The sequence below is a fragment of the Bradyrhizobium sp. GW821-FHT13H06 genome, from assembly GCF_058803975.1.
Map to the genome: position 1 here is coordinate 193,601 of NZ_JBXAPN010000005.1, position 25,564 is coordinate 219,164.

At 64.5% G+C, this 25,564-nt stretch carries 28 protein-coding genes and 2 pseudogenes; 14 read left to right on the plus strand and 16 right to left on the minus strand.

From position 1 onward, the window contains the following. Window positions 1-13 precede the first annotated feature (13 nt). Complete coding sequence (locus tag AC1RQP_RS22410; RefSeq protein WP_239621974.1) at window positions 14-1,744, minus strand: cation:proton antiporter; 1,731 nt, start codon at window positions 1,742-1,744, stop codon at window positions 14-16. Window positions 1,745-1,811: 67 nt separating this feature from the next. On the opposite strand from AC1RQP_RS22410, the gene AC1RQP_RS22415 reads away from it, so the two are divergent. Further along, complete coding sequence (locus tag AC1RQP_RS22415; protein WP_492938541.1) at window positions 1,812-2,339, plus strand: DUF3124 domain-containing protein; 528 nt, start codon at window positions 1,812-1,814, stop codon at window positions 2,337-2,339. A 52-nt stretch (window positions 2,340-2,391) separates the two neighbouring features. Next, window positions 2,392-3,624 carry an aminotransferase-like domain-containing protein gene (locus AC1RQP_RS22420; RefSeq protein WP_492938542.1) on the plus strand — a complete coding sequence of 411 codons (1,233 nt, stop codon included), beginning with the start codon at window positions 2,392-2,394 and terminating at the stop codon, window positions 3,622-3,624. A 10-nt stretch (window positions 3,625-3,634) separates the two neighbouring features. On the opposite strand, the gene hpaD is transcribed toward AC1RQP_RS22420, so the two are convergent. Continuing rightward, window positions 3,635-4,489 (minus strand): 3,4-dihydroxyphenylacetate 2,3-dioxygenase, encoded by an 855-nt coding sequence (gene hpaD, locus AC1RQP_RS22425; RefSeq protein WP_492938543.1) that lies wholly within the window; start codon window positions 4,487-4,489, stop codon window positions 3,635-3,637. A gap of 18 nt (window positions 4,490-4,507) precedes the next feature. Continuing rightward, complete coding sequence (locus AC1RQP_RS22430; protein WP_239621971.1) at window positions 4,508-4,780, minus strand: helix-turn-helix domain-containing protein; 273 nt, start codon at window positions 4,778-4,780, stop codon at window positions 4,508-4,510. A 161-nt stretch (window positions 4,781-4,941) separates the two neighbouring features. Here AC1RQP_RS22430 and AC1RQP_RS22435 point away from each other — a divergent pair, with 161 nt between their 5' ends. Then, a complete protein-coding gene (locus AC1RQP_RS22435) occupies window positions 4,942-5,391 on the plus strand; it encodes a hypothetical protein (RefSeq protein WP_492938734.1) in 450 nt (149 codons plus the stop codon). Window positions 5,392-5,564: 173 nt separating this feature from the next. After that, window positions 5,565-5,795 carry a hypothetical protein gene (locus AC1RQP_RS22440; RefSeq protein WP_061878705.1) on the plus strand — a complete coding sequence of 77 codons (231 nt, stop codon included), beginning with the start codon at window positions 5,565-5,567 and terminating at the stop codon, window positions 5,793-5,795. Window positions 5,796-5,855: 60 nt separating this feature from the next. On the opposite strand, the gene AC1RQP_RS22445 is transcribed toward AC1RQP_RS22440, so the two are convergent. From AC1RQP_RS22445 to AC1RQP_RS22480, 8 genes and pseudogenes are all read right to left on the minus strand, one after another. Continuing rightward, complete coding sequence (locus AC1RQP_RS22445; protein ID WP_239621969.1) at window positions 5,856-6,674, minus strand: aldo/keto reductase; 819 nt, start codon at window positions 6,672-6,674, stop codon at window positions 5,856-5,858. 133 nt (window positions 6,675-6,807) lie between these two features. Next, window positions 6,808-8,373, minus strand: a complete 1,566-nt coding sequence (locus AC1RQP_RS22450) for an alkaline phosphatase D family protein (RefSeq protein WP_492938544.1) — start codon at window positions 8,371-8,373, stop codon at window positions 6,808-6,810. A gap of 118 nt (window positions 8,374-8,491) precedes the next feature. Beyond that, window positions 8,492-8,911 carry a hypothetical protein gene (locus AC1RQP_RS22455; RefSeq protein WP_492938545.1) on the minus strand — a complete coding sequence of 140 codons (420 nt, stop codon included), beginning with the start codon at window positions 8,909-8,911 and terminating at the stop codon, window positions 8,492-8,494. A gap of 109 nt (window positions 8,912-9,020) precedes the next feature. Further along, window positions 9,021-10,022 carry an NAD(P)H-dependent flavin oxidoreductase gene (locus AC1RQP_RS22460; RefSeq protein WP_492938546.1) on the minus strand — a complete coding sequence of 334 codons (1,002 nt, stop codon included), beginning with the start codon at window positions 10,020-10,022 and terminating at the stop codon, window positions 9,021-9,023. A gap of 62 nt (window positions 10,023-10,084) precedes the next feature. Next, window positions 10,085-10,822: an SDR family oxidoreductase gene (locus AC1RQP_RS22465; RefSeq protein ID WP_492938547.1), complete on the minus strand. Its 738-nt coding sequence runs from the start codon at window positions 10,820-10,822 to the stop codon at window positions 10,085-10,087. A gap of 223 nt (window positions 10,823-11,045) precedes the next feature. Continuing rightward, a pseudogene (locus AC1RQP_RS22470) lies at window positions 11,046-11,195 on the minus strand (winged helix-turn-helix transcriptional regulator); the annotation flags it as partial. Window positions 11,196-11,307: 112 nt separating this feature from the next. After that, on the minus strand, window positions 11,308-11,466 hold the full coding sequence (locus AC1RQP_RS22475) for a hypothetical protein (protein WP_492938548.1): 159 nt from the start codon (window positions 11,464-11,466) through the stop codon (window positions 11,308-11,310). 21 nt (window positions 11,467-11,487) lie between these two features. Further along, window positions 11,488-11,862 (minus strand): PRC-barrel domain-containing protein, encoded by a 375-nt coding sequence (locus AC1RQP_RS22480; protein WP_492938549.1) that lies wholly within the window; start codon window positions 11,860-11,862, stop codon window positions 11,488-11,490. Between the two features lie 145 nt (window positions 11,863-12,007). On the opposite strand from AC1RQP_RS22480, the gene AC1RQP_RS22485 reads away from it, so the two are divergent. The 7 genes and pseudogenes from AC1RQP_RS22485 (at window position 12,008) to AC1RQP_RS22515 (ending at window position 16,598) form a co-directional block, all read left to right on the plus strand. Further along, the gene (locus AC1RQP_RS22485) at window positions 12,008-13,795 is read left to right on the plus strand and encodes a thiamine pyrophosphate-requiring protein (protein ID WP_492938550.1); all 1,788 of its coding nucleotides are present in this window, start codon (window positions 12,008-12,010) and stop codon (window positions 13,793-13,795) included. Between the two features lie 8 nt (window positions 13,796-13,803). Beyond that, a complete protein-coding gene (locus AC1RQP_RS22490; protein WP_061878420.1) occupies window positions 13,804-14,034 on the plus strand; it encodes a hypothetical protein in 231 nt (76 codons plus the stop codon). Between the two features lie 83 nt (window positions 14,035-14,117). Continuing rightward, a complete protein-coding gene (locus tag AC1RQP_RS22495) occupies window positions 14,118-14,669 on the plus strand; it encodes a DUF4142 domain-containing protein (protein WP_492938551.1) in 552 nt (183 codons plus the stop codon). A 165-nt stretch (window positions 14,670-14,834) separates the two neighbouring features. After that, window positions 14,835-15,086, plus strand: a pseudogene (locus AC1RQP_RS22500) (SDR family oxidoreductase); the annotation flags it as partial. 98 nt (window positions 15,087-15,184) lie between these two features. Then, a complete protein-coding gene (locus AC1RQP_RS22505) occupies window positions 15,185-15,772 on the plus strand; it encodes a phosphatase PAP2 family protein (protein ID WP_492938552.1) in 588 nt (195 codons plus the stop codon). After that, window positions 15,769-16,116, plus strand: coding sequence for a DUF3147 family protein (locus AC1RQP_RS22510; protein ID WP_239621959.1), 348 nt, complete (start codon window positions 15,769-15,771; stop codon window positions 16,114-16,116). The genes AC1RQP_RS22505 and AC1RQP_RS22510 overlap by 4 nt, the downstream gene beginning before the upstream one ends. Continuing rightward, window positions 16,116-16,598 (plus strand): hypothetical protein, encoded by a 483-nt coding sequence (locus AC1RQP_RS22515; protein WP_492938553.1) that lies wholly within the window; start codon window positions 16,116-16,118, stop codon window positions 16,596-16,598. Before AC1RQP_RS22510 ends, AC1RQP_RS22515 begins: the two co-directional genes overlap by 1 nt. A 1-nt stretch (window position 16,599) precedes the next feature. Here the strand turns inward: AC1RQP_RS22515 and AC1RQP_RS22520 are convergent, their stop codons facing one another. Beyond that, entirely contained in the window at window positions 16,600-16,779 is a 180-nt protein-coding gene (locus AC1RQP_RS22520) for a hypothetical protein (protein WP_239621957.1), read from the minus strand. 174 nt (window positions 16,780-16,953) lie between these two features. On the opposite strand from AC1RQP_RS22520, the gene AC1RQP_RS22525 reads away from it, so the two are divergent. Further along, complete coding sequence (locus AC1RQP_RS22525; protein ID WP_239621956.1) at window positions 16,954-17,202, plus strand: hypothetical protein; 249 nt, start codon at window positions 16,954-16,956, stop codon at window positions 17,200-17,202. Between the two features lie 149 nt (window positions 17,203-17,351). Here AC1RQP_RS22525 and AC1RQP_RS22530 read toward each other — a convergent pair whose 3' ends face one another. From AC1RQP_RS22530 to AC1RQP_RS22540, 3 genes are all read right to left on the minus strand, one after another. After that, entirely contained in the window at window positions 17,352-17,555 is a 204-nt protein-coding gene (locus tag AC1RQP_RS22530; protein WP_131866421.1) for a hypothetical protein, read from the minus strand. Between the two features lie 71 nt (window positions 17,556-17,626). Continuing rightward, window positions 17,627-17,758: a hypothetical protein gene (locus AC1RQP_RS22535; RefSeq protein WP_256456330.1), complete on the minus strand. Its 132-nt coding sequence runs from the start codon at window positions 17,756-17,758 to the stop codon at window positions 17,627-17,629. 117 nt (window positions 17,759-17,875) lie between these two features. Next, window positions 17,876-18,070 carry a hypothetical protein gene (locus AC1RQP_RS22540; protein WP_492938554.1) on the minus strand — a complete coding sequence of 65 codons (195 nt, stop codon included), beginning with the start codon at window positions 18,068-18,070 and terminating at the stop codon, window positions 17,876-17,878. A 93-nt stretch (window positions 18,071-18,163) separates the two neighbouring features. Here AC1RQP_RS22540 and AC1RQP_RS22545 point away from each other — a divergent pair, with 93 nt between their 5' ends. Next, window positions 18,164-18,676 carry a DUF4142 domain-containing protein gene (locus AC1RQP_RS22545; protein ID WP_492938555.1) on the plus strand — a complete coding sequence of 171 codons (513 nt, stop codon included), beginning with the start codon at window positions 18,164-18,166 and terminating at the stop codon, window positions 18,674-18,676. Between the two features lie 6 nt (window positions 18,677-18,682). Here AC1RQP_RS22545 and AC1RQP_RS22550 read toward each other — a convergent pair whose 3' ends face one another. Then, window positions 18,683-18,979, minus strand: a complete 297-nt coding sequence (locus AC1RQP_RS22550; protein ID WP_492938556.1) for a hypothetical protein — start codon at window positions 18,977-18,979, stop codon at window positions 18,683-18,685. A gap of 281 nt (window positions 18,980-19,260) precedes the next feature. Between AC1RQP_RS22550 and AC1RQP_RS22555 the strand changes: the two genes are divergently transcribed. Then, window positions 19,261-25,557, plus strand: a complete 6,297-nt coding sequence (locus AC1RQP_RS22555; protein ID WP_492938557.1) for a HAMP domain-containing protein — start codon at window positions 19,261-19,263, stop codon at window positions 25,555-25,557. The last annotated feature ends 7 nt before the right edge of the window (window positions 25,558-25,564 follow it).

Genomic DNA, 25,564 nt, shown 5'->3' on the forward strand with positions numbered 1-25,564 from the left:
CGGCCGGACGCCGTCAGGGCAGCACCTCGCGCCGCTCGCCGAGCCGCTGATCGAGTTCGGCACGCTTGTCGGCGAGCAGGCCGGCCTGGGCGGCTTCGATCACGGTAAACAACTCATGGGCGTCGCTGAGCCGGGTCACGGTGACGTAGCTGGCGCCGGCCTCGTAGAGCGCCCCGACGTCGGCCAGGAGGTCGGCCGTGGCGACGATCAGGGCGGTCGGATTGAGCGCGCGGACGTGGCGGACCAGCTTCTCGTTGGTGGCGCCCTTCAGCAGCGAATCCGGCACGCTGAGGATGATCATCTCGGACTTGCCGATGCCGGCATGGAGCAGCGTATCGACATTGCTGATGTCGCCGTAGATCACGTGCAGGCCGCGCGAAAGCAGGGTCTGGTACACATTGGGGTTGAAGTCGACCACCGTGATCTGCTCCAGCAGCACCGGCGCCTGCCGCTCGATCTCGGCCAGCAGCGCGCTCGCGGCACGGAAAAAGCCGAGGATGACGACGCGGCGGGCTTCGCCATGGCCGCCCTCGTGACCGTCCTCGGCATGGCCGCTGCCGTGATCGAGGTCGCGCAGGCCGATCCGCTTCAGGGGACCGATCGCCCAGCGGGTGATCTCGTCGCTGCGGGTCATCACGAAGGTCGAGAGCACCGCCAGCACCACGAAGGCGAAGGAGGCGGCATTTGCCGTCTCCGCGGCGATATGGTGGTCGGCGATACCGGTCTGGATCACCACCAGCGAGAACTCGGAGATCTGCGCGAGGTTCAGCGCCGGCAACAGGCTGGCGCGCAAGCCCTGCTTCATCAGGTAGAGCGGGGTGAAGGTGGTGACGAGGCGGCTCACCACCGTGAACGCCGCGATCATCAAGGCAAGTCCGATCACCGAGAGGCCGGGCACGGGGATGGTCATCCCCAGCGCGACGAAGAACAGCGTGATGAAGAAGTCGCGCAGCGTGGTGACCTTGGCGGTCACGTCGAGGGCGTAAGGGAAGGTCGAGAGCGACACGCCGGCAATCAGCGCACCCATCTCGCGCGACAGCGAGAGCCGCTCGGCGGTCTCGGCAACGAGGAAGCACCAGGCCAGCGCGCCGAGCAGGATCAACTCGGGCCGCCGGGCGATCTGATGGAACAGGCGCGGCAGCACATAGCGGCTGACCAGAAGCGCGGCGGCAACCAGGACCGCGACGCGACCGATCGAGAGCAGGATGACGCTGACCTGCAGATTGGCCAGGCTCGGCTGCACTGCCAGGAATAGAATCGCGAAGATGTCCTGGAGCACCAGGACGCCGAGGGTGATGCGGCCCGGCAGCGTGTCGAGCTCGCGTTTCTCGTAGAGCACCTTGACGATGATGACCGTGCTCGACAGCGCGCAGGCGACGCAGAGATAGACCGCATCAAAATGCCCGCCGCCGAGCGACAGGCCAATGCCGACGAAGAACAGGCCCCCGAGCAGACAGCCGCCGAGCAGCTGACTGCCCGCCGCGAACAGGATCACCCGCCCTGCCCGCACGATCTTCTTCAGGTCGATTTCGAGCCCAATCATGAACAGCATGAAGATCAGGCCGAGCTCGGAGATGACGCTGATCGATTCCTGCGAATGGACCCAGCCTGCGCCGAATGGACCTATGCAGAAGCCGGCGATAAGGTAGGCCAGGATCAGCGGTTGCCGGGAGAAATGGGCGAGCAGGCCCAGCATCCAGGCAAACAGGATAGAGAGAGTGATGTCGCGAATGAGCTCGTGCATGCCAAATTGGTCCGTTTTGCCGCACCCTAGAGGCGGGTTGCGGTGCGGCAAGCGAGCAATTCGTCACATGCTGAGAGCGCTCGTCGCAGCCATGCTGCTAGGTCCCCTCGCCTTTGCCGATTCGCTCGCCGCGCAATCCAAGGTCAATATCGAACAAAACTTTGCCGATTCGCTCACCGCTCTACCGAAGGAGGACCTCGCCGTTTCCGGTGGGTTCTACGTGCCCGCCTATTCCAGCGTCGCGATGAGCCAGGGCAAGCTGCGCGTCGACTTCTCGGTGACCTTGAGCGTGCACAACGCCTCCGAGACCCAGCCGCTGGTCGTCAAACGCATCGCCTATTTCGACACCGCAGGCAAGCAGGTTGAGAGCTATCTGAACGCGCCGGTCGCGTTGAAGCCGCTCGCCACCGTCTCGATCTTCATTCCGACCGATGACGTGCGCGGCGGGACCGGGGCCAACTTCCTGGTCGACTGGGCCGCCACGGGCGAGATCGCCGAGCCGGTGGTCGAGGCCCTGATGGTTGGCGGCATCGCCAATGCGCATTACGCTTTCATCAGCCAGGGCCGCCCGACCAGGACGGCCGGCAAGAAGTAAGGCGGCCGGTGCAAAGCCGCCGCTCAACAAGAACAAAACGAGGAACGCTCCCATGACGTCCAGCTTCGATTTCGCGCCCCTGTTTCCGGCAGGGCTGCCGGCCCCCTCTGCGCGCTGGACGGGCCTTGCCAAATACAGCTTCGTCGGCGGCAACAATGATTCCGAACAGGTGCCGCTCGACGAGCTGATCGAAGCGACCAACACGGTGCTGCGGCGCGAGGGCCGCTCGCTGGCCACTTACGGTCTGGCACACGGTCCGCAGGGCTACCTCCCGTTGCGCGAATTCCTGGTGACGAAACTCAAGTGCGATGCCGGTATCACCTGCACGGTGGACGATCTGCTGATCGTCTCGGGCTCCCTCCAGGCGCTCGATCTCGTCAACGCCACGCTGCTGGCGCGCGGTGACACCGTGATCTTCGAGCAGGATAGCTATCAGGGCTCGCTGAACCGCCTGGCGCGGCTCGGTGTCAATGTCGTCGGCATTCCCCTCGACAAGGAGGGCATGCGCATGGACGCGCTGGCGACGACGCTGGCCGACCTGAAGAGCCGCGGCATCCGCCCGAAATACATCTACACAATTCCAACGGTGCAGAACCCCACCGGCAGCATCATGCCCGAGAGCCGGCGCACTGAGCTGGTGCGGCTCGCGGCCGAATACGGCGTCCCCATCTTCGAGGACGATTGCTATGCCGACCTCGTGTGGTCAGGGCAGCGGCCGCCGGCGATCTACGCGATGAGCCCGAACGGCGGCGTGATCCATATCGGCTCGTTCTCGAAGTCGATCGCGCCGGCGCTGCGCGTCGGCTTCATCGTCGCGCCCTGGGAGGTGATGTCGCGGATGCTGTCGCTGAAGACGGATGCCGGCTCCGGCGCGCTCGAGCAGATGGTGCTCGCCACCTATTGCAAGCCGCATTTTGCAACCCACGTGCCGGCCCTGACGAAGGCCTTGCGCACCAAGCTCGACACGCTGATGGAAGCGCTCAACGAGCAGTTCGGCACGGCGGCCGAGTTCGAGGAGCCCAAGGGCGGAATCTTCCTGTGGGTGAAGCTGCCCGACCAGGTCGATACGCTGAAGCTGTACCAGGCCGCGCTCGCCGCCGGCGTCTCGATCAATCCGGGGCCGGAATGGTCGACCAACAAGAGCCATTCCAGCTCGCGGCTGCGGCTGTGCTTTGCAAGCCCCACGCATCAGCAGATCCGCGAGGGCGTCGCCGTGCTGGCCGAGGTCTGCCGCAAGGAATTCGGCGTGCCTACCCGTAGTGCCAATGTGGAGAGGCGGGCCTGAAGCTGCTGCCTCACGCCCCGACGTGAAATTCCACGTTGACCTGGCCGCTCCCGGAGGATGGAAAATAGTCGCAAAGCTGCTCGGCGGCGCCGCGGTAGTCATACCAGCCCAGCGCGGCGAACAGCATGATGGTGTCGGCCATGCCGCCCTCGCCGTTGCACTTGGTGGCGTAGTCCGGAAGCATGTCGAGGAATTCGCGATAGCGGCGGCTCTGCCACAGCTCGAGCACGCGCAGGTCGACCTGACGATTGAACTCGCTGGCGACCGACGTCCACGCCTCGGGGCCGAGCTTCTTGTTCGGCCAAAGCCGGTGCGAGAGCGACCCGCTGGCGAGGACGGCGACCCGTTCATCGGATTCATCGATTGCGCGGCGAGTGGCTTCACCGAGGATCCGGCTCTCCTCGAACGAGGTGAACAGGGGCGAGGCGACCGAGACCACCTTCGCAAAACCGTCCGGGTTCATGTAGTGCATCGGCACGATCGTGCCGTATTCGAGCCCGAGGCTGGCCACCTGGTGGGCGGTGACGTTGAGACCCGCATCTGCCGCCCTGCCCGCGATTGCCTCGGCGAGGCGCGTATCACCCGGCAGATCGTAGCGCAGATCCTGGATCATCTGCGGCGCCTCGTGGCTCGTGAACGAGCCGCGATGCTGCGCATTGGCATTGACGTGGTAGCCGAAATTGGAGAGCCAGTGGGTATCGAACACCACGAAGCAGGAGACGCCGCGCTCTCTCGCCCGCCGGCCGAGCTCGCGCAAGGAGCTGACCGCCGGCTCGCGCGCGGCACGCAGCGGGCTGCCGGGCTGCTCCGACAGCATCAGTGATGGAACATGGGTGACCTTGGCCGCGAGTACGAGCTGCCCCATGGCCGTCACCTCGAAGCGTCAGGCCGCCTGCGGCTGACTGCTGTGGATCGCGGAGGCGAGCCTCAGCAACAGGACGATCGAGACGTTGCCCTTGCCGGCCTCGATCTGGGCGATATAGCGCTCGGAGATTCCGGAGCGGCGGGCCAGCTCGCGGCGCGAGAGATCGCAGCGCATGCGCGAGGACCGTAAGCGATCGCCCAGCTCGGTCAGAAACGCCGCTTCGGAATAAGGCGGTACGGCGCAGCTCCCCGGCAGCACTTCGCCCGCAAAATCCACGACTTGATTCAGCATTGGTCTATCCACGTTCGCCTTCGGGAATGCCATCCTACCCTCGAAATGCCCTGCCTCATTGACGCGGATCAAATTCGCGAGCGATCGCCGGCCGCCGTGGAACGGCCGCCGGCGCGATGCTACACTTTGGAAGTCTTCGAGGCGGGGTTTTTCAGGACATGATGCGACGTTTGAACCGCTGGATCGCGGCTGTAGTGCTGTGGGTTGCGTTCACCTCCATGGCCGGTGCCGAGACGCTGGCCGCGACCGTCGAGCAATGGGGCCTGCTCGGCTCGTGGGCGGTCGACTGCGCGGCCCGGCCGGACCGCGACAAGGGCGCGCTCCTGACCTACGAGATCAGGAAGGATGGCCGGGTGATGTACCGGCGCAATTTCGGCGAAGCCAAAGACGAGAACGAGCTGGTGTCGGCCACAGTCAATGCCGAGGGCCTGCTCGACGTGATGGTGTTCTTCCCCTCGCTGCATCAGACGCGCGAATTCGGGCTCCTGCTGCAGAAGGACGGCAGCCTGCGCGCGATCTACAATCGCAGCGAGCGCGGCGAGTACACGATCAAAGACGGCAAGTACGTCGCCACCGGCGCACCAACGCCCGCGCAGCAACGCTGCGATTAGCCGTCATTCCCAGGCATGATCTGATCGGAAACCGCCGCACACTTTGCCCTGACGCGGCTCTTTGAGTCCGGATCATGCTCACCTGAACATCCATTCAGAATTCTCTCCCCGTTCCTCCGGAACGTTCGCGTGAATACACGGTTTAGATGTGCATTCATTTGGAGAAGGACATCATGAAGAAGCTTGGTTATGTGGTTGCAGCTCTCGGTGCGCTCGTGATCGCGGCGCCGACGCTGGCAAGCGCAGAGACGGTGGTGATCAAGCGCGGTCATCATCATCACGGTCCGCACGGCGCCCGCGCCGAATATCGTATGCACCACCATGACCGCGGCTGGCATCGCCACCATCGCGGAGACCGAGTGGTCGTGATCAAGCGCAGCCACCGCCACCATCACTGGGACTAATGCGCAACGCGAATGAAAATGGCCCCTCACGGGGCCATTTCTGTTGCCCAAGCACGCGAGCTAATCCCACGCCGGCGCGAAGCCGGGATTGACGCAGCGCCTGTCCTTCGACAGCGCGGCGATTTTCTTGCGGTCGGAATCGTCGAGCGTGATCTTCAGCGCGTCGAGATTGGCCTGTTGGCTCTCGCGGCGCGAGGCCTTCGGGATTGCGGCGACGCCGTTCTGGTCGAGCAGCCATTTCAACGCGACCTGCGCGGCGGTCGCGTCGTGCCTGGCGCCGATCTCGGCCAGCACCGGATCCGAGGCGATGCGCCCCTGCGCCAGCGGACAATAAGCGACGAGCGGAATCGACTTGGCCTGGAGATAGGCCAGCACCTTCGATTGATCGAGCATGGCGTGATATTCGACCTGGTTGCAGGCGATCGGCGCCTTGATGTCCTCGACCGCGACCTTGAGCAGCGCCGTGGTGAAATTGGCAACGCCGATGGCCCGCGTGCGCCCCTCCTCCTTGAGCTTCATCAGCGTCTCGAACACCGCGCCCCAGTTCGCAGCCTTCGACGGCCAATGCACGAGATAGAGATCGACATGGTCGAGCCTGAGCTTCTTCAGGCTGGCATCGAACGCACGCCGGATCGCGTCAGGGGCGAGGTTCTCGTGCCAGACTTTCGTGGTGACGTGCAGCTCGCCGCGCGGCACGCGAGACGACGCGATGGCCGAGCCGATCGGCTCCTCATTGGCATACATCTCGGCAGTATCGATATGGCGGTAGCCGATCGACAGCGCGCTCTCGACTGCGGCGCGGCAGGCATCGCCCTGCATGCGGAAGGTACCGAGGCCGAGCTTGGGCAAGCTGATGCCCTGCGTTCTCAGATGGTCCATGAAGCAGCTCCTGACGCATTTCAGCCCGCAGGATAGCCGCGGGACCAGACTTTTCGGTGATGAAGAGTGGGTGGCGGGATAGTCACCATAGCGCGGGAGGCGTGGCGCGGCCAGTCAAGATCGGGTTAGCGGCCTACGAATGCTCTGCGACCAATGCCGGACGCGCTTGCGGTTGCGGATCGATCTCAACCGACCAGAGATCGCGATTTTCCACATCCTTCAAGGTCACCGTCATCACACCGCTACGGCCATCGATGTCGACCCTGCCGAAGAACTGCAGTCCGAAACATGGCGCGAGGTTCTCGCCCTGCGCTGCACTGCAGCCCTGCTGATACATCGCGACCGGGCCAAAGGTGTCGTCGAGCTCGCCAGGCCCCCAGCTGCCGGCATGCAACGGACCGGAGACGAACTCCCAGAACGGCTCGAAATCCTGGAACTGCGCTTTGCTCGGGTCGTAGTAGTGCGCAGCGGTGTAGTGCATGTCGGCGGTGAGCCAGACGATGTTGCGGATGCCGGCGCGCTTGATGGAAGAGAGCAGATCGGCGATCTCGTGCTCGCGCCGGTCGGGCGGCCCGTTGCCGAGCGCGACGGCGTCCAGGCTGATCAGGCCGATCGGCAAGTCGGCCGCGATGACCTTCCAGGTTGCGCGCGAGGCGACGAGCTCCCGCTTGAGCCAGGCGAGCTGCTCGGTTCCGAGGATCCAGCCGCGATGGTCATCGCCCTTGTTCCAGGTCTCGTCGCGAAAACTGCGCATGTCGATCATGAAGACGTCGAGCAGCGGGCCGTAGGCGATCTTGCGATAGACCCGGCCCTGCCGCGCGCCGATGTCGCGGATCGGCATGAAGTCGAAGAAGGCGCGGCGGGCGCGCGCGACCAGGCGCGGGGTGCCGTCATCCGCGTAACCGGCATCATCATGACTTCCGATCGGTGACCAGTCGTTGGTGACCTCATGATCGTCCCATTGCGCGAACATCGGCACCTCGGCGTGGAAGGCACGGAAGTGTTCGTCGAGGTGGTTGTATTTGTAATTGCCGCGGAACTGCGCCAGGGTATGCGCGACTTCGGACTTTTCCTCGGTCACGACATTGCGCCAGGTCTCGCCGTTCGGCAGTTTCAACTCGGAAGGAATCGGGCAGTCGGCATAGATGTGGTCGCCGGAGTGGATGAAGAAATCTGGCCGGTTGTCGAGCATGGTGCGATAGCTGCGATAGCCGCCGCGCGAGACGTCGATGCCCCAGCCCTGCCCCGCGGTATCGCCGGACCACAGGAACGATATCGACTGGCCCGCAATCGGCGCCGTGCGGAAATGGCCGAGCCGGCTTTCGCCGGCGACACCAGTGGCAATGTCGTCGAAGCACACGCGGTAGAAGATATCCTGGCCCGGTGCCAGATCCGTCAGCAGCAGTTTTGAGGTGAGATCAGCGTCGGGCAGCGCATCGCCGGAAGCCGACGCAATGATCGTTTTGAAGCTCTCGACGGTCGAGCACTCCACCTGCATCCGCGCAGGCCGGTCGGCGCGCGCCCAGATCACGGCCGAGCCCTCCGAGGCGTCGCCGGACTGGATCCCGCCCGCGATCTGCGGGCGGTCGACGGCACGACTGATGGAGGGCTTCGCAAGCGAGGCGATCGCGAGGCTGGAGGCGGAGCGGACCAGGAACTGCCGCCGGGTCCATGCGCGCGGAGCGCGGAGCGTTGCCATTCAGGAAACCTTCGTCGAATCACGACGAAAGGTGCCTGCGCTCCTTAACTCCCAGCTTACGGTTTCTTGACTCCGCGCCTACGGTTTTGCGACGCGGCGATGACGGCTTTGGCCTCGACTAACGCTTCCAGTTGCAGATACCGCCGGAGCGGCATGGCCAGGTCTGGATGCGGGTATCCATTGCCTGCGCGTCGAGCGGATTGCCGTGGCGGCGCGCAAGCTTCGCACGGGACGCGCCGCGCGCCTGTGCGCTCCTGGTATGAGCGGCCTTTGGCTCGGCAACACGAACGCGCTCGGCAGCAACCTTCTTCGGCACGTCGACAGGCTCAACTCGAGCCTGCGCCTCGTTGCCGCCGCGCGCTTCGAGTGCCACCGGCGCGAAGCGCGTCTCCGGCCCGAGACGCTTCGGCGACAGGACGGCCTTGGAGAGATCGAGGCCGAGATATTCGCCGGGCTTGTAGTCGTCAGCGCGCGCAATGCCGCCCCCTGCGATCACAAGGGCAAAGGCAATTGCGAAGGGAACGTTTTTCAGGACCACGGACGCCTCCTGAAATTGATTCATTAAAGGGGTAATTTACCCCTATTTAGGAGGCGCCGCGCGCAATTCCAGCGGTCCAATGCCGCCGTGGTTAAGAAGTTTGACGGTGTCAGGCGACCTTTCGCGCCGCTCCCGTCCCGTCCAGGAACCCGATCAGACGGCTGCGGATGATGGTCTCCGCCTCTGCCATGATGCGATCGATCAGCTCCTTGCAGGATGGGATGTCGTGGATCAGGCCTGCGACCATGCCGCAGCTCCAGGCGCCGGCGTCCATCTGGCCGTCCAGCATGATCCTGGGATAGACGCCCGCGACCTGATCGTGGATGTCGTCGATCGTGAGCTTGTCGCCCTTCTCGCGCTCGATCTCGAGCAGGCGGTCGACATTGGCGTTCTTCAGCACGCGCTCGGTGTTGCGCAAGCTCCGCATGATCAGGCGGGTGTCGAGCTCGGACGCCGCGACGAGCGCATTCTTCACGTTCTGATGCACCGGAGCTTCCTTGGTGGCGATGAAACGTGTACCCATGTTCATGCCCGCCGCGCCCAGCGCGAGCGCTGCGACCAGGCTGCGTCCATCGGCCATGCCGCCGGAGGCGACGAACGGGATCTTCAGCTCCTCCGCCGCGCGCGGCAGCAGGATCATGTTGGGAATGTCGTCCTCGCCGGGATGTCCGCCACACTCGAAACCGTCGACGCTGACGGCATCGCAGCCGATGCGTTCGGCTTTCAGGGAATGGCGCACCGAGGTGCATTTGTGGATGACCTTGATGCCGGCCGCCTTCAGGGCCGGCATGTAGGCTTCCGGGCTACGGCCTGCGGTCTCCACCGCCCTGATGCCACCTTCGACGATGGCCGCAATGTACTCGGGATAGGGCGGCGCCGAGAAGGTCGGCAGGAAGGTGAGGTTCACGCCGAACGGCTTGTCGGTCAAGTCGCGGCAGCGCGCGATCTCCTTCGCGAGCAATTCCGGCGTCTTCTGCGTGAGACCGGTGATGATGCCGAGCCCGCCGGCATTGGAGACGGCGGCGGCCAGTTCGGCAAAGCCGACGAAATGCATGCCGCCCTGAATGATGGGGTGCTCGATGCCGAACAGTTCGGTGATCGCGGTCTTCACTTAAGTACCTCCCGGAATTTGCTTGATGTTGAGATCAGTCTAGCCGGACTTTTGCACCGCGGTCACCATTTCTCTCCGAACGGGCGGATCTCCATCTCGAAGGTCCAGGCGCTCTTCGGCTGCTGGTAGAGCTGCCAATAGGCGTTCGCGACCGACGACGGCGGCATCAACAGATCGGGATTGTCGAGCGCATTCGGCCCGAGTGCTTCGCGCCTGCGCTGCCGGACCCATTCGGTGTCGACCCCGGAATCGATGATGAGATGGGCGACGTGGATGTTCTCCGGCCCGAGCTCGCGCGCCATCGCCTGCGCCACCGCGCGCAGGCCGAACTTGGCGCTGGCGAAGGCGGCATAGCCGCTGCCGCCGCGCAAGGAGGCGGTGGCGCCAGTGAAGAAGATGTTGCCGCCGCCGCGCGGCAGCATGAGCCGCGCCGCCTCGCGCCCCGCAAGGAAGCCGGAATAGCAGGCCATCTCCCACACTTTCCGGAACACGCGCTCGGTGGTGTCGAGGATCGGAAAATTGACGTTGGCGCCGACATTGAAGATGCAGACTTCCAGCGGCGCGTGCTTGTCGGCGTCATCGAGGAAGGCGATGACTTCATCCTCCTTCCGCGCATCGAGCGAGCGCGCGTGGATGTCACCGCCGGCGGCTTCGATATCTTGCACCAATGGCGAGAGCTTGTCGCCATTGCGGCGGCCGGCGAAGATCGAGAACCCCTCGGCGGCAAACTTCCTGGCGATTTCGGAGCCGATGAAATCGCCGGCCCCGATGACGGCCGCTGTGGCGTTTCGCTTGGGCAAGGTCGCCTCCTCCGGTGAGCCGCTATGGGCATGCGGCGGGCAGTGTGCCGAAGACTATAGTTCTGAAATAGAACTGTCAAACTCAAGGGAAGATTGGGAGCATTGTTTCGGTACTGCATTGACTCTTAATGTCAGCTCCTTTTTTGGACTGACTGTCGCCGGAGACCGCACCATGAAGTGGGACACGCTGGACGAAGAGCCCTGTTCGCTATCCCGCACCTTCTCACCCCACCGCCTGGTCCCGCCCCGGCCCCGCATGCACATGCGCCTGCTTGGCGTGCAGCGGCTCGCCGCATTCCGAGCACACCATCACGGGATCGAACAGCTTGCCGCAGATCTTGTGCTCGTGCAGCAGCGGCCGGCCGCGCTCGTCGCCCCGCCCTGCAACAGCAGCGCTGTCATTGGTGATCGCACGGCTCAAAGGAGCAGCCCGGCACCATGGACGCCGCGCTTGCTCACTGGGTTGCCATGGGGCGCACGCACCTTCAGTGCGTCTTCGCCTCGTGCCACTTCTCGAGATCGGGTTTGACGTTGTCCGATCCCTGCTCCTTCTCCGGGTTGCCCTTCCAGGGCTTGTCCGTCTGTCGATGCGAACCCCAGTCGTTCTGCTTCCGGGGATCGTCGTTGGGCCGTTCCTTGCTCATCGATCTCCCTTTCCTGAAACGTCAAGCCAAGGGGACGCCGTAATAGGAGTTGATACCACGCACGGCCGCGTCATCGCTCCAGTTCCAATCGCTTCGTGAGCCATATTTGGGCGCGCCTTCCAGCTCCTTGGTGGTGATGCCGGTGACATAACCGCCAAGCTCGGTGTCGTATTTCAGCGACTGCCAAGGCAACGGATAGTGGTCGTTGCCCAGTCCCAGGAATCCACCAAAGCCGAGCACGGCGTAGGAAACCTTGCCACTGATCTTGTCGATCATCACGCGTTCGATCGAACCGATCCGGTTGCGATCGGCGCCATAGACCGATGTTCCCTCAACCTTGTCGCTGCCGATCAAACGGCCCGTCTCACTGCGATCCAGTTCGTCTTGGTTCAACATCGCAATTCTCCACTCGGCCACGTGCAAAACCAACCGGATAGGCACGGGATCGTTCCGGTGCATGTTCCGCGAGCGGTCAGGAACATCGCACCAAACGAGCCGTTCTCTGAGTTTCATGCACCAGACAAATCAAGGGCCACACGCAATGTCCCAGACCGTCTCCGACTTCATCGTCCAGCGTCTGCATCAATGGGGCGTGCGCCACATCTTCGGCTATCCCGGCGACGGCATCAACGGCGTGTTCGGCGCGATGAACCGGGCCGGCGGCAAGATCGGCTTCGTGCAGTCGCGGCATGAGGAAATGGCAGCCTTCATGGCGACCGCCTACGCAAAATTCTCGGGCGAGCTCGGCGTCTGCATCGCGACCTCCGGCCCCGGCGCCTCGCATCTCGTCACCGGGCTCTACGATGCGCTGCTCGATCACCAGCCGGTGCTGGCGATTGTCGGCCAGCAGTCGCGCAACGCCCTCGGCGGCCACTATCAGCAGGAACTCGATCTTCTCTCGATGTTCAAGGACGTTGCCGGCGCCTACGTCATGCAGGCATCCTCGCCTGCGCAAGTGCGGCACCTGATCGACCGGGCGGTGCGGATTGCGCTGGCGCGGCGGACTCCGACCGTGATCATCCTGCCAAACGACCTGCAGGAGGAGCCTTACGAGGATCCGCCCCGTGAACACGGCACGTTGCATTCCGGCATTGGCTATAGCCCACCCAGCATCACGCCGCGTGAGGCCGATCTCGACCGCGCCGCGGAGGTGCTCAACGCCGGCAAGAAGGTCGCGATGCTCGTCGGCGCTGGCGCGCTTCACGCCACCGACGAGGTGATCGCGGTTGCCGAGCGGCTGTCGGCCGGCTGCGCCAAGGCACTGCTCGGCAAGGCCGCGCTGCCCGACGACCTGCCGTGGGTCACAGGCTCGATCGGCCTGCTCGGCACCGAGCCCAGCTACAACATGATGATGGAGTGCGACACGCTGCTGATGGTCGGCTCGGCCTTTCCCTACGCCGAATTCCTGCCCAAGGAAGGCATCGCGCGCGGCGTGCAGATCGATATCGACGCCAGCATGCTGTCGATTCGCTTTCCCATGGACGTCGGTCTCGTCGGCGACGCCGCCGAGACGCTGCGCGCATTGCTGCCGCGACTCGCGCCCAGGGCTGACGACGCCTGGCGCCGGGGCATTGAAGACGATGTTGCGAGATGGTGGAAGACGCTGGATGACCGCGCACATCAGCCCGCGGCGCCCGTCAACCCGCAGCTCGTCGCCTGGGAACTGTCCCCGCGCCTGCCCGACCGCGCCATCATCACCAGCGATTCCGGCTCGTGTGCCAACTGGTTCGCGCGGGACCTGAAGATGCGGCGCGGCATGACGGCTTCGCTGTCCGGCGGTCTCGCCTCGATGGGCGCCGCGGTTCCTTATGCGCTCGCCGCGAAATACGCCCAGCCGGACCGGCCGGTGATCGCGCTGGTCGGCGATGGCGCGATGCAGATGAACAACATGGCCGAACTGATCACGGCGGCGAAATACTGGCGCACGTGGCGGGATCCGCGCTTCATCGTCTGCGTCTTCAACAACGAAGACCTCAACCAGGTCACCTGGGAGCAACGCATCATCAACGGCGATCCCAAATTCGAGGCTTCGCAGCGCATTCCCGATGTCTCCTATTCGCGCTTCGCCGAGCTGATCGGCCTCACCGGCGTCTTCGTCGACAGCCCACAGCTGCTCGGCCCGGCCTGGGAGCAGGCGTTGGCGAGCGAGATGCCGGTCGTGCTGGAGGTGAAAACCGATCCCGAGGTGCCGCCGCTGCCGCCGCACATCACGCTCCAGCAGGCGAAGAATTTCTCGCTCGCCCTGATGAAGGGCGATCCGAACGAGAGCGGGATGATCAAGGGTGCGGCGCGCCAGATGTTCGAATCGATCCTGCCCGGGAAGCAATGAGGTGAACAATGAGTGACTTCCGCGACATCCAGCACGGCGTCAACGATCCGGTCGGGGGCCTCGACGTCAAGCGGCAGATCAACGACAATCGCACGCCGCATGAGCGGGCGCAGCACCACGCGGACGTACGCGCTGATGCGACCCCCACGCCGGCGGAGCCTTTCCTTCCGGAGCGGCTGCGGCGAAAGGCGACCGATCCGCTCAATCCGCGGACCGGTCGCCGTCCTGCGGGCCGGTGATTAGGAACCTCGGCTGTTGCGACGTGTTGGTCGGCGCACATTCGCCGGCAAACGGCCGCGCGACTTATCGGAGGGATCTGACCATGAAGCGAACCATCATCGCACTTGCCTGCGTGGCTCTCGCGGGCCCCGGGCTCGCCCAGTCGCTCGGCGAGAAGACCGGCGTCAACTCGGCGCTCGGCGTCGCGCCATCCACTGCCGACTTCGTCAAGCAGGTGGCGATCAGCGACATGTTCGAGATCGAATCGAGCAAGCTCGCCCAGCAAAAGGGCAACGCGCAGGAAAAGAGCTTCGCCCAACAGATGGTGACCGATCACACCAAGACCAGCACCGAGCTCAAGGGGCTTGTCAACGACAGCAAGTTGCAGGCGACGCTACCGACCGCGCTCGACAGCTCCCATCAGAGCAAGCTCGACAAGCTCAAGAACGCCTCCGGCAAGGACTTCAGCTCGGACTACAATTCCTATCAGGTCAGCGCGCATGAGGACGCCGTCTCCCTGTTCGAACGCTATGCCAAGGGCGGCGATAGTGCCGCGCTCAAGGATTGGGCCGGCAAGACCCTGCCGGCACTGAAGCACCACCTCGACATGGCCAAGGAGCTCGGCAAGGCGCCGAGCGTCGGTCAAACCAAGTAACGCATTGCTGAAGGACGCCGGCGCGTCCGGCATCCTTCGCTTGGCAACGACGACCGTCTCCGCGCATTGAGGTTCGAACATCGCGGAGAGCATGATGTCGAACCACGGCAAAACCTCGCTGTCCCGCCGGCACGTCGTCCACGCCGCGAGCGCGACACTCGCGGCGGCTTCGCTGGCGTCCTCAGCAGCGCAAGGAAACGCTGCAATGCCGTCGCGCCCGGACCGATCTGGACGCCGCTTCAGGTCTCCGGCGGTGCCACGATGGACAAGCTCGAAAAATTCGGCGGCATGACACCGCTCGGCCGTCCCGGCCAGCCTGTCGAGCTCGCGTCGATCTACGTGCAGCTTGCCGCCGCCGATGCAAGCTATGCGACGGGACAGGTCTTTGGCGCCGCCGGCGGCTTCGGACAACCGTAGTTGCGGCGCGGCGGGCTAAGGCCCCGTGAGAGTTCAGGAACCTTCTTTCTCTCCGGGCTTTACAAAACTGTCATGGAGGAAAACTCGCCGGCGGAGCGATGGCGCTCGTAACAGTGAACCCCACCCGGATCGATACGGCGATCGCCAACGAGATCGCACGCAATACCAACTCAGGCCTCGAGCAGACCGCCCAGGCAATGACCTGGGGCGCCGACGAGCATGTGCTGCTCGCGCTCGCTGCTGCCGGATGGCTCTACACCTGCCTCCTGCATCCGCAGCGGCGTCCCGTTGCCGATCACGTCCTGATGGTATCGCTGGTGACGGCGATAGTGCCGCATCTCTTGAAATCCGTATTCGACCAGACGAGGCCTGACCGGCTGACCGTGAGCGGCCACCGGCACGGTATTCCTTGTTCGGGACGCCCCCACGACGCGTTTCCCTCCGGTCACGCCGTGCATATGGGCGCCCTCGCCTCGGCGGCCGGCCTGTTGCCACCGGCCTCGCGCCGCGTGGCACGCTCGCTCGCCGTGGCGTTGTCGCTGACGCGCGTGGCGCTGCTGGCGCACTGGATCAGCGACGTGGTGGCAGGCTTCGCGCTCGGCATCGTCATCGAGCGACTGTTCAGACGGTTCACGCTGGCGAAATCACCGCAGCAGCGGACCGAAGCCTCGCGGGTACGGCCATGACGGAATATCTCGTGCGCTTCGTCGCCGGCGGGCTGATCGTATCCATCTTTGCAATCCTCGGTGACATGCTGCGGCCAAAGAGCTTTGCCGGGCTTCTCGGCGCAGCTCCGTCGGTCGCGCTGGCCACCCTTGGCATCGCCGTGGTCCAGCACGGCCCGCAATATGCCGCGGCCGCGAGCTGGACGATGATCTATGGCGCCATCGCGCTCGCCTGCTACAGCCTCGTCGTCTGCCATCTCCTGATGAGGATCCGTCTCGGCGCGCTCCCCGCGACGGTCCTTGCATTTGTCGTATGGCTCGGGGTTGCCTTCGGTCTGCTCGCGGGTTTGGGAGGTGCCGCCTGATGCTGGTGAAGCTGTCGTCATCGGCACTGAAACAGACGCGGTGGTACGAATACGCCGTTCGCTTCCTGCTCGGCGGCTGCGCGACGGTGCTCGCGGGAGTTATCGGCTCGCATTTCGGCGTTTCTGTCGGCGGGCTCTTTCTTGCACTTCCGGCCATCTTCTGTGCCAGCGCGACGCTGATCGAAAGCCATGAGCGTCACGCCAAGGAGAAGGCCGGGCTGAACGGGCGGCGTCGCGGACAGAAGGCCGCAGCGCTCGATGCCGCAGGCGCAGCACTCGGCGGCATCGGCCTCGCGGCGTTCGCTGTCGTCTTCCATGCCACCGTCGGTACAAGCGTCGCACTCGGTTTCATCGCCGCGTTGACGGTCTGGGTCAGCGTTTCCGTGACGGCCTGGTGGCTTAGGCGCAAGCTTCGCATCGTCTCGCACAGTCGCGGTACCCACTCGCCATCGGCGGAGGGCTCCCGCTTCGTGAAGCCCTGAACTAGCCCGCTTTCGCCGTCGTCGACGTCTGCGATTGCGGCGGCTGGAGCCCCGGGCTGTTGGCCCAGCGCTCGACCTGATCGATGATCTTCTGGTGGCTTGGCCGCACCGGCTTGGACGCTTCCTTGGACGCTTCCGGCTCTTCGGAAAGCTTGCGAGGTAACGTGACTTCGTCCGTCATGGCCTCTCCTCCCTTTCGAGAAGAATGCGCCATGGCAGGATATGTTTCCAAAATTAACTTATTGATTTTACTGTGTATTTTTACTCATTGAGAGACTTTGCCGACTCTGGCGGAACTCCCGCCAGCTTTGTTCGTTGAGTAAACTACTCAACTTACTCAATTTGCGTGATCGCCATGAACGACCTTCGCGCCGAGCGCCTTCAGGTCATGCTCTCGCCGGAAGAGTTGGCCGCCATCGACGATTTCCGGTTCAAGCACCGAATGCCGACGCGGGCGGCCGCAGTCCGCGAACTCCTCAGGTTCGGACTGACAGCCGTCGGCGTCGATGCCGCCGTGGGCGTGAAGTCAAGCAGCTTTGGCGTGCTCGGTCGCGGACCTGACGGACATACTCAGGGAGATCCAGAGAGCGGCACCAGCGGCTGACGCACGCACAGAAGGCCCTCTGCCCATAGGAAACGGCCCTGGCACGGTGGGTGCCAGGGCCGTCCTTGGAGATTGCTTCCGGCGCACCGGGGGCATGACAACCGGAAGCAATCCGTCGACTCTTCCCGCGGGGATTCGTTCCGTGAGAATTAACCTGTCGCGTCGCTAGAGCCGTCCGGCATTACGCCGGAGCCTGGCGTCTTGCTATTGTCGTTCAGCTTGGGATCGCGCGTCGCTTCACGCGAAGGCGAACCTTTCGGGTTCGTCTTGTGCACGGACTGTGCACGCTCCTTGTCGCGCGGCTGCTCCTCCCCGCGCTTGTCCTTGACGATGCCTTGGTCGGAATGGGCCATGGTGGGGTTCTCGCTTGTTCTGGTGTCTCGGAACGCCTACGCACCGCGGCGTCGAATGTTCCGGTACAGCGCTAACTGCGCACCGCGTGGATCGCGGCAGATGCGTTCTCGAGATGCACCTGCCGCAACGTCGTCACCGTTGCGAATGCGACCGAGACGCCAAAGGCGAGAATGAGGGAAAGAAGAGCCAGACGTGGAGCCATCGCCAAAACCTCCTTCTGAACTGGAAATCGACGCGATCGAATGTTCCCGGATGGTCGCAGATCGGTCGCTTGCCTTCCGTGAGCGGTCTCACACGCAGATTCACGAGAACGAGCGTCTCACGCCTTCCGCTTTGGAGGAGCGCGGACCGCAACGGGCGGGACTTCGCCGTCGAGCCAATCCTGCTCGTCGGCGAGTGCCGTCCAGGCGTCGGCCATGCGCGAATAGCGCTTATGGGCGGGTTGTCCCTCGGCTCGCTCGGCAAGCTGAAGACAATTGTCGGCGTTATCCCTGAAGATGTCAGACTGTTTCATGTGGATGACGTGGGGACGGAACTCTTGCGCCGCAACCCGCTTACCGGATCGTAATGGTCAGGGAACTTCGCAAGCCGTTCATCATTGATACCGATGCGAGTTCTTGCCGTCCTCATCCTGGCGTTCATCAACACTGCGGCGCTTGCCGACAGCACCGGCGAGCGAAAGCCCGGCGAACGGCCACCGACCGCGATTGAGGTTATCAGCGGCGTCTACAATTTCAGCCGATTTCAACAGGGTCTTCTCGAGAATACCGACCTCAAGGGCAATGCAGAGGTCAAGAACCTCGCTGCCCTGCGCGCCGAGGAAGCGGCCAAGCGCGACAAGGGCCTGAAGAAGGTCCAGGAGGCCATTGGCGCAGAGCCGCGCGTCGGCAAGGCGACATCCTCGACCGCGAGCCTGGTCGAGCCCGAGATGTCGGATGGTCCGACCTACGTCAGGAGTTTCTATGCCGCGCAGATTCCCGAGTATGAATCGGTCATCGGACTGCTCGAGCGCTATCTGAAGGCGCCCGACAATGCAGCGCTCGCAGCGTTCGCGCGCGAACAGCTCCCGATGTTGCGCTCGCAGGTCAGGGACGCCGAGCGTACCATGGCGGACAAGTAGCCGTTTCTACTTGTCGTTAGGATGACGTTGCTGGCTCTGCGGCCGTACGGTGCGATCACTCTCCGGCATCTTGTCCCGACCCGCATCGCCATTGTCGTCCTTGCCGCGCGAAGATGACGTGCCGCTGCCGCTTGGATTCGACTGGCTGGCCGTTCCGGTGGTCGGTGTTTCCGCCCGCGGGCTGGCGGAGCTTGCGGCGGGATCGCCAGTCACGGCCCCGCGCCCGCTGGGCGCACCGCCCTGTGCCAGAGCCGATCCCGCGGCAAACACAGTAATGGCGACGACGGCCAGTCCTGCTTTCATAGCCGTTCTTCTCGGCGGGTTAACCTTAGGGCTCGGTGCTCCGTTCCGAAGGATGGAATGCCGGGCAAGGGACGAGCAGAGCGGCGGCTCCCACCAGGACATCCTTCTGGGCGTGGAACCAATTCGGCGGATCATTGTTAATTCCATCGGGCTGAGCAAAGCGGGTTCCAATTCCTCGCGCCGCACCTTGGCGCTTGATTTCGAATTTGGCTGACGCTCTATTTCATTTCGACCAAACGCGTCGTGCCGCGGATTCGGCGAACGCCTGCGGGGGAATCAGTATGAGCGACCTCGATCCCGGAACTGCATCAGGCTCCGGTCGTCGCGTCCCAAAGCCCAAAACCAACGGTACGTCGGAGTCGGATTCCCGGGCGGAACTGTTGCTCGCCTTGCAGGCCATGCGCAGCGGTGACTTTTCGGTGCGCATGAGCGGCGACTACCTCGGTATCGACGGCAAGATCGCCGACACTCTCAACGAAATCATCGCCGCCAACCAGCGCATGGCGCAGCAGCTCGAGCTGGTCGGCCAGGTGGTGGGCCGCGAGGGCAAGACCCGCCAGCGCGTCAAGTTCGGCCTCGCCTCAGGCTCCTGGGCCGACATGGAAGGTTCGGTCAACACGCTGATCGACGACCTGCTGTGGCCGACGCGCGAGGTGACGCGCGCGGTCGCCGCCGTCGCACAAGGTGACCTGCTCCAGACCGTCAAGCTCGACGTCGATGGCCGTCCGCTCGGCGGCGAGTTTTTGCAGTCGGCGAACATCGTCAACACCATGATCAAGCAGCTCGGCGTGTTCACCTCCGAGGTGACGCGCGTGGCGCGCGAGGTCGGCACCGAGGGCAAGCTCGGTGGTCAGGCCCAGGTGCCCGAGGTGACCGGCGTCTGGAAGGACCTGACCGAGAGCGTCAACTCGATGGCGAACAACCTGACCAACCAGGTTCGCAACATCGCCGAGGTGACGATCGCGGTCGCCAACGGCGACTTGTCGAAGAAGATCACGGTCGACGTCCGTGGCGAGATCCTGCAGCTCAAGGAAGCCATCAACACGATGGTGGACCAGCTCCGCTCCTTCGCCTCGGAAGTGACGCGCGTCGCCCGCGAGGTCGGCACCGACGGCAAGCTCGGCGGCCAGGCGATCGTGCCGGGCGTCGCCGGCACCTGGAAGGACCTGACCGACAGCGTCAACGCGATGTGCGGCAACCTGACCGCACAGGTGCGCAACATCGCCAACGTGACGACCGCCGTGGCGCGCGGCGACTTGTCGCGCAAGATCACGGTGGACGTGCGCGGCGAGATCCTGGAGCTGAAGGACACCATCAACACGATGGTGGACCAGCTCAACTCGTTCGCCTCGGAAGTGACGCGCGTCGCGCGCGAGGTCGGCACCGAGGGCAAGCTCGGCGGCCAGGCCCAGGTGCCCGGCGTGGCCGGCACCTGGAAGGACCTCACCGACAACGTCAACTTCATGGCCTCGAACCTGACGGCGCAGGTCCGCAACATCGCCGACGTCGCCACCGCGATCGCGAGCGGCGACCTGTCGAAGAAGATCACGGTGAACGTCTCCGGCGAGATCCTTCAGCTGAAGGAGACGCTCAACACCATGGTCGACCAGCTCAACGCCTTTGCCGGCGAGGTCACGCGCGTCGCGCGCGAGGTCGGCACCGAAGGGCGGCTCGGCGGCCAGGCCAACGTGCTCGGCGTCGCCGGCACCTGGAAGGACCTCACCGAGAGCGTCAACTCGATGGCCTCCAACCTGACTGCGCAGGTCCGCAACATCGCGGAGGTGACGACGGCGGTCGCCGGTGGCGACCTGTCGAAGAAGATCACCGTGGACGTGCGTGGCGAAATTCTGGAGCTGAAAGATACCATCAACACCATGGTGGACCAGCTCAACGCCTTCGCCGGCGAAGTCACGCGCGTCGCCCGCGAGGTCGGCACCGAGGGCAAGCTCGGCGGTCAGGCCGTCGTGCGCGGCGTCGGCGGCACCTGGAAGGACCTCACCGACAGCGTCAACTCGATGGCCTCGAACCTCACAGGCCAGGTCCGCAACATCGCCGAGGTCGCAACTGCGGTCGCCAAGGGCGATCTGTCGAAGAAGATCACGGTGAACGTGTCGGGCGAGATCCTTCAGCTGAAGGAAACGCTGAACACGATGGTCGACCAGCTCAACGCCTTTGCCGGTGAAGTCACGCGCGTCGCGCGCGAGGTCGGCACCGACGGCAAGCTCGGCGGCCAGGCCGGCGTGCCCGGCGTTGCAGGCACCTGGAAGGACTTGACCGACAGCGTGAACTCGATGGCGGGCAACCTCACCGCCCAGGTCCGCAACATCGCCGAAGTGGCGACCGCGATCGCCGGCGGCGACCTGTCGCGCAAGATCACCGTCGACGTGCGCGGCGAGATCCTTCAGCTCAAGGACACGCTGAACACGATGGTCGACCAGCTCAACCGCTTCGCGGGCGAGGTGACGCGCGTGGCGCGCGAGGTCGGCACCGAAGGGCGCCTCGGCGGTCAGGCCAACGTGCCCGGCGTCGCCGGCACCTGGAAGGATCTCACCGACAGCGTCAATTCGATGGCGGGCAACCTCACCGCCCAGGTCCGCAACATCGCCGAAGTGACGACCGCCGTGGCGCGCGGCGACTTGTCCCGCAAGATCACCGTGGACGTGAAGGGCGAAATCCTCGAGCTGAAGAACACCATCAACACCATGGTGGACCAGCTCAACGCCTTCGCCGGCGAAGTCACGCGCGTGGCGCGCGAGGTCGGCACCGAAGGCAAGCTCGGCGGCCAGGCCGAAGTGCCCGGCGTCGCCGGCACCTGGAAGGACCTCACGGACAACGTCAACTTCATGGCCTCGAACCTGACGGCCCAGGTCCGCAACATCGCCGAGGTCGCGACCGCGATCGCCGGCGGCGACCTCTCGAAGAAGATCACGGTGGACGTGCGCGGCGAGATCCTTCTCCTGAAGGACACGCTGAACACCATGGTCGAGCAGCTCCGCTCCTTCGCCGCCGAAGTCACGCGCGTGGCGCGTGAGGTCGGCACCGAAGGCCGGCTCGGCGGTCAGGCCGTCGTGCCCGGCGTCGGCGGCACCTGGAAGGACCTCACCGACAACGTCAACCTCCTGGCGGCGAACCTCACCACGCAGGTCCGCAACATCGCCGAAGTGACCACCGCCGTGGCGCGCGGCGACCTCTCCCGCAAGATCACCGTCGACGTCAAGGGCGAAATCCTCGAGCTCAAGAACACCATCAACACCATGGTGGACCAGCTCAACGCCTTCGCCGGCGAAGTCACGCGCGTGGCGCGCGAGGTCGGCACCGAGGGCAAGCTCGGCGGCCAGGCCCAGGTGCCAGGCGTCGCCGGCACCTGGAAGGACCTCACCGACACCGTGAACTTCATGGCGGCCAACCTCACCGAGCAGGTGCGCGGCATCGTCAAGGTCGTCACGGCCGTCGCCAACGGCGATCTGAAGCAGAATCTCACCGTCAAATCGAAGGGCGAGGTCGCGGCCCTCGCCGACACCATCAACAACATGACCGAGACGCTCGCGACCTTCGCCGACCAGGTGACGTCGGTTGCGCGCGAGGTGGGCGTCGAAGGCCGGCTCGGCGGCCAGGCCAACGTGCCGGGCGCCGCCGGCACCTGGAAGGATCTCACCGGCAACGTGAACCTTCTGGCTGCCAACCTCACCTCTCAGGTGCGCGCCATCGCGGAAGTGGCGACCGCCGTGACCAAGGGCGACCTGACGCGATCGATCCAGGTCGACGCCCGCGGCGAAGTCGCGGAGCTGAAAGACAACATCAACACGATGATCACGAATCTCCGTCTGACGACGGACGTGAACACCGAGCAGGACTGGTTGAAGACCAACCTCGCCAAGTTCACCAACATGCTCCAGGGCCAGCGCGATCTCACCACTGTCGGCCGGCTGCTGCTCACCGAGCTGTCGCCGCTGGTCAACGCCCATACCGGCGTGATCTACCAGGTCGAGAACGAGGACAATTCCCAGCTGCTGCTGCTCGCATCCTACGCCAGCGACGGCATCTATCCCTATCAGCGCGTGCTCCAGTTCGGCGAAGGCCTGATCGGCCAGTGCGCCCTCGACAAGCGGCCGCGCATGGTCTCGGACATTCCGTCCGACGTGGTGCCGATCAACTCGGCGCTGTTCCGCGTCGCACCGAAAAACCTCGTCGTGCTGCCGGTCCTGTTCGAAGGCCAGGTCAAGGCCGTGATCGAGCTCGCCTCCCTCGTCTCCTTCACGACGTCGCAGATGACGTTCCTGGAACAGCTCACCGACTCCATCGGCATCGTTCTGAACTCGATCGAGGCGACGATGCAGACCGAAGGCCTGCTCAAGCAGTCACAGCAGCTCGCCGGCGAGCTGCAGACCCAGCAGCGCGAATTGCAGCAGACCAACGACCAGCTCGAGCAGAAGGCGCAGCAGCTCGCCGAACGCAACGTCGAGGTGGAACGCAAGAACCAGGAGATCGAGCAGGCTCGCCGCGCGCTCGAGGAGAAGGCGACCGAGCTTGCGCTGACCTCGAAATACAAGTCCGAGTTCCTCGCCAACATGAGCCACGAGCTGCGCACGCCGCTGAATTCGATCCTGATCCTCGGACAGCAGCTCAGCGACAACCCGGACGGCAACCTTTCGGCCAAGCAGGTCGAATTTGCCCGCACCATCCACGGCGCCGGCACCGACCTGCTCAACCTCATCAGCGACATTCTCGATCTCTCCAAGATCGAGTCCGGCACGGTCACGGTCGACGCCGAGGAGATCCTGACCGCGAACCTGCTCGAGACAGTCGGCCGCCCGTTCCGGCACGAGGCGGACAACCGCAATCTGTCGTTCAAGATCGACGTCGATCCGAACCTGCCACGCAGTATCGTCACCGACTCCAAGCGCCTGCAACAGGTCCTGAAGAACCTGCTCTCCAACGCCTTCAAGTTTACCGCCGAAGGCGAAGTGCGCCTGAAGGTCGCCGGCGCGATCGGCGGCTGGGGGACGGATCACCCGGTGCTGAACTCCGCGCCGGCGGTGATCGCGTTCGAAGTGTCCGATACCGGCATCGGCATTCCCCTGGAGAAGCAGAAGCTGATCTTCGAGGCGTTCCAGCAGGCGGATGCCGGCACCAGCCGGAAATACGGCGGCACCGGCCTCGGGCTGGCGATCAGCCGCGAACTCGCGAGCCTGCTCGGAGGCGAGATCCATCTCCGCAGCACACCGGGCAAGGGCTCGTCCTTCACGCTCTATCTGCCCTTGAAATATTCCGGCCCGACGCTCGCGCCGCGGGCCGCGCCGGCGCCGCAGCAATACAGCCAGACGCCTGCGCTGCAGCCGGCCGCGCCGGAGCAGCAGCGCGTCATCGAGCAGCTTCCCGACGACCGCTTGAACCTCGAGCCTGGCGACAGCATCCTCCTGATCGTCGAGGACGACCCGCATTACGCGCGTGTGCTGGTCGACCTCGCGCGCGACAAGGGATTCAAGGTTCTGGTCGCTGCACGGGGCGCGGAGGCGCTGGAGCTCGCCAAGCAGTATCAGCCGAGAGCAGTCTCGCTCGACGTGTTCCTGCCCGACATGCTCGGCTGGACCGTGCTGAGCCAGCTCAAGCACAATCCGTTGACCCGCCACATCCCCGTGCAGATCATCACGCTCGACGAGGACCGCCAGCATGCGCTGGCGCGGGGCGCGTTCTCATTCGTCAACAAGCCGACCACGCCTGAAGGCGTCTCAGCCGCGCTGACGCAAATCAAGGAATATGCGCGGCCGCGGCGCAAGCGGCTGCTGATCGTCGAGGACAACGAGGCCGAGCAGCTTTCGATCCGCGAGCTGCTGTACCATGACGACATCGAGATCGTGTCGACGGCCACCGGCGCGGAGGCACTTTCGACGCTGCGCGAGCAGCCGTGTGACTGCGTGGTGCTCGATCTCCGGCTGCCCGACATGAGCGGCTTCGAGGTGCTGGACCACATCCGCAACGACGAGCGACTGTCGAACATCCCGGTCGTGGTCTTCACCGGCCGCGAGCTTTCGGCGGAGGAGGACGCGGAACTCCACACCATGGCGCGCAGCATCGTGGTCAAGGGCGTGGAATCGCCGGAACGCCTGCTCGACGAAACCGCGCTGTTCCTGCACCGCGTGATCACGGAGCTGCCGATCGAGAAGCAGCGTATGCTGGAGAAGCTGAACAGTTCCGACGAGGACTTGATCGGCAAGACCGCCCTGCTCGTCGACGACGACGCCCGCAACATATTCGCCCTGTCGAGTGTGCTGGAACGGCGCGGCATGAAAGTGCTGACGGCCACGACCGGCAGCGAGGCTGTGACACTGGTCGAATCCAATCCGGAGATCGCGATCGTGCTGATGGACATCATGATGCCGCAGATGGATGGCTATCAGACCATCGGCGTGATCCGCGAGAACCCGGCCTTCGCCCGTCTTCCGATCATTGCGCTGACCGCCAAGGCGATGAAGGGCGACCGGGAGAAATGCCTCGAAGCCGGCGCGTCCGATTATCTCGCCAAGCCGGTCAACACCGACCAATTGCTGCTTGCGATCCGCATGTGGCTGCACCGCTGAGTTGGGC

Bases quoted from the DNA above. Each gene is read 5' to 3' on its own strand.
- AC1RQP_RS22525 (WP_239621956.1), top strand. From the start codon at position 16,954: ATGAACGACCTTCGCGCCGAGCGCCTTCAGGTCATGCTCTCGCCGGAA.
- AC1RQP_RS22505 (WP_492938552.1), top strand. From the start codon at position 15,185: ATGGCGCTCGTAACAGTGAACCCCACCCGGATCGATACGGCGATCGCC.
- AC1RQP_RS22445 (WP_239621969.1), bottom strand. From the start codon at position 6,674: ATGGACCATCTGAGAACGCAGGGCATCAGCTTGCCCAAGCTCGGCCTC.
- AC1RQP_RS22515 (WP_492938553.1), top strand. From the start codon at position 16,116: ATGCTGGTGAAGCTGTCGTCATCGGCACTGAAACAGACGCGGTGGTAC.
- AC1RQP_RS22410 (WP_239621974.1), bottom strand. From the start codon at position 1,744: ATGCACGAGCTCATTCGCGACATCACTCTCTCTATCCTGTTTGCCTGG.
- AC1RQP_RS22545 (WP_492938555.1), top strand. From the start codon at position 18,164: ATGCGAGTTCTTGCCGTCCTCATCCTGGCGTTCATCAACACTGCGGCG.
- AC1RQP_RS22490 (WP_061878420.1), top strand. From the start codon at position 13,804: ATGAGTGACTTCCGCGACATCCAGCACGGCGTCAACGATCCGGTCGGG.
- AC1RQP_RS22450 (WP_492938544.1), bottom strand. From the start codon at position 8,373: ATGGCAACGCTCCGCGCTCCGCGCGCATGGACCCGGCGGCAGTTCCTG.
- hpaD (WP_492938543.1), bottom strand. From the start codon at position 4,489: ATGGGGCAGCTCGTACTCGCGGCCAAGGTCACCCATGTTCCATCACTG.
- AC1RQP_RS22495 (WP_492938551.1), top strand. From the start codon at position 14,118: ATGAAGCGAACCATCATCGCACTTGCCTGCGTGGCTCTCGCGGGCCCC.
- AC1RQP_RS22485 (WP_492938550.1), top strand. From the start codon at position 12,008: ATGTCCCAGACCGTCTCCGACTTCATCGTCCAGCGTCTGCATCAATGG.
- AC1RQP_RS22535 (WP_256456330.1), bottom strand. From the start codon at position 17,758: ATGGCTCCACGTCTGGCTCTTCTTTCCCTCATTCTCGCCTTTGGCGTC.
- AC1RQP_RS22520 (WP_239621957.1), bottom strand. From the start codon at position 16,779: ATGACGGACGAAGTCACGTTACCTCGCAAGCTTTCCGAAGAGCCGGAA.
- AC1RQP_RS22435 (WP_492938734.1), top strand. From the start codon at position 4,942: ATGCGACGTTTGAACCGCTGGATCGCGGCTGTAGTGCTGTGGGTTGCG.
- AC1RQP_RS22510 (WP_239621959.1), top strand. From the start codon at position 15,769: ATGACGGAATATCTCGTGCGCTTCGTCGCCGGCGGGCTGATCGTATCC.
- AC1RQP_RS22415 (WP_492938541.1), top strand. From the start codon at position 1,812: ATGCTGAGAGCGCTCGTCGCAGCCATGCTGCTAGGTCCCCTCGCCTTT.
- AC1RQP_RS22555 (WP_492938557.1), top strand. From the start codon at position 19,261: ATGAGCGACCTCGATCCCGGAACTGCATCAGGCTCCGGTCGTCGCGTC.
- AC1RQP_RS22420 (WP_492938542.1), top strand. From the start codon at position 2,392: ATGACGTCCAGCTTCGATTTCGCGCCCCTGTTTCCGGCAGGGCTGCCG.
- AC1RQP_RS22475 (WP_492938548.1), bottom strand. From the start codon at position 11,466: ATGAGCAAGGAACGGCCCAACGACGATCCCCGGAAGCAGAACGACTGG.
- AC1RQP_RS22530 (WP_131866421.1), bottom strand. From the start codon at position 17,555: ATGGCCCATTCCGACCAAGGCATCGTCAAGGACAAGCGCGGGGAGGAG.
- AC1RQP_RS22440 (WP_061878705.1), top strand. From the start codon at position 5,565: ATGAAGAAGCTTGGTTATGTGGTTGCAGCTCTCGGTGCGCTCGTGATC.
- AC1RQP_RS22480 (WP_492938549.1), bottom strand. From the start codon at position 11,862: ATGTTGAACCAAGACGAACTGGATCGCAGTGAGACGGGCCGTTTGATC.
- AC1RQP_RS22550 (WP_492938556.1), bottom strand. From the start codon at position 18,979: ATGAAAGCAGGACTGGCCGTCGTCGCCATTACTGTGTTTGCCGCGGGA.
- AC1RQP_RS22540 (WP_492938554.1), bottom strand. From the start codon at position 18,070: ATGAAACAGTCTGACATCTTCAGGGATAACGCCGACAATTGTCTTCAG.
- AC1RQP_RS22430 (WP_239621971.1), bottom strand. From the start codon at position 4,780: ATGCTGAATCAAGTCGTGGATTTTGCGGGCGAAGTGCTGCCGGGGAGC.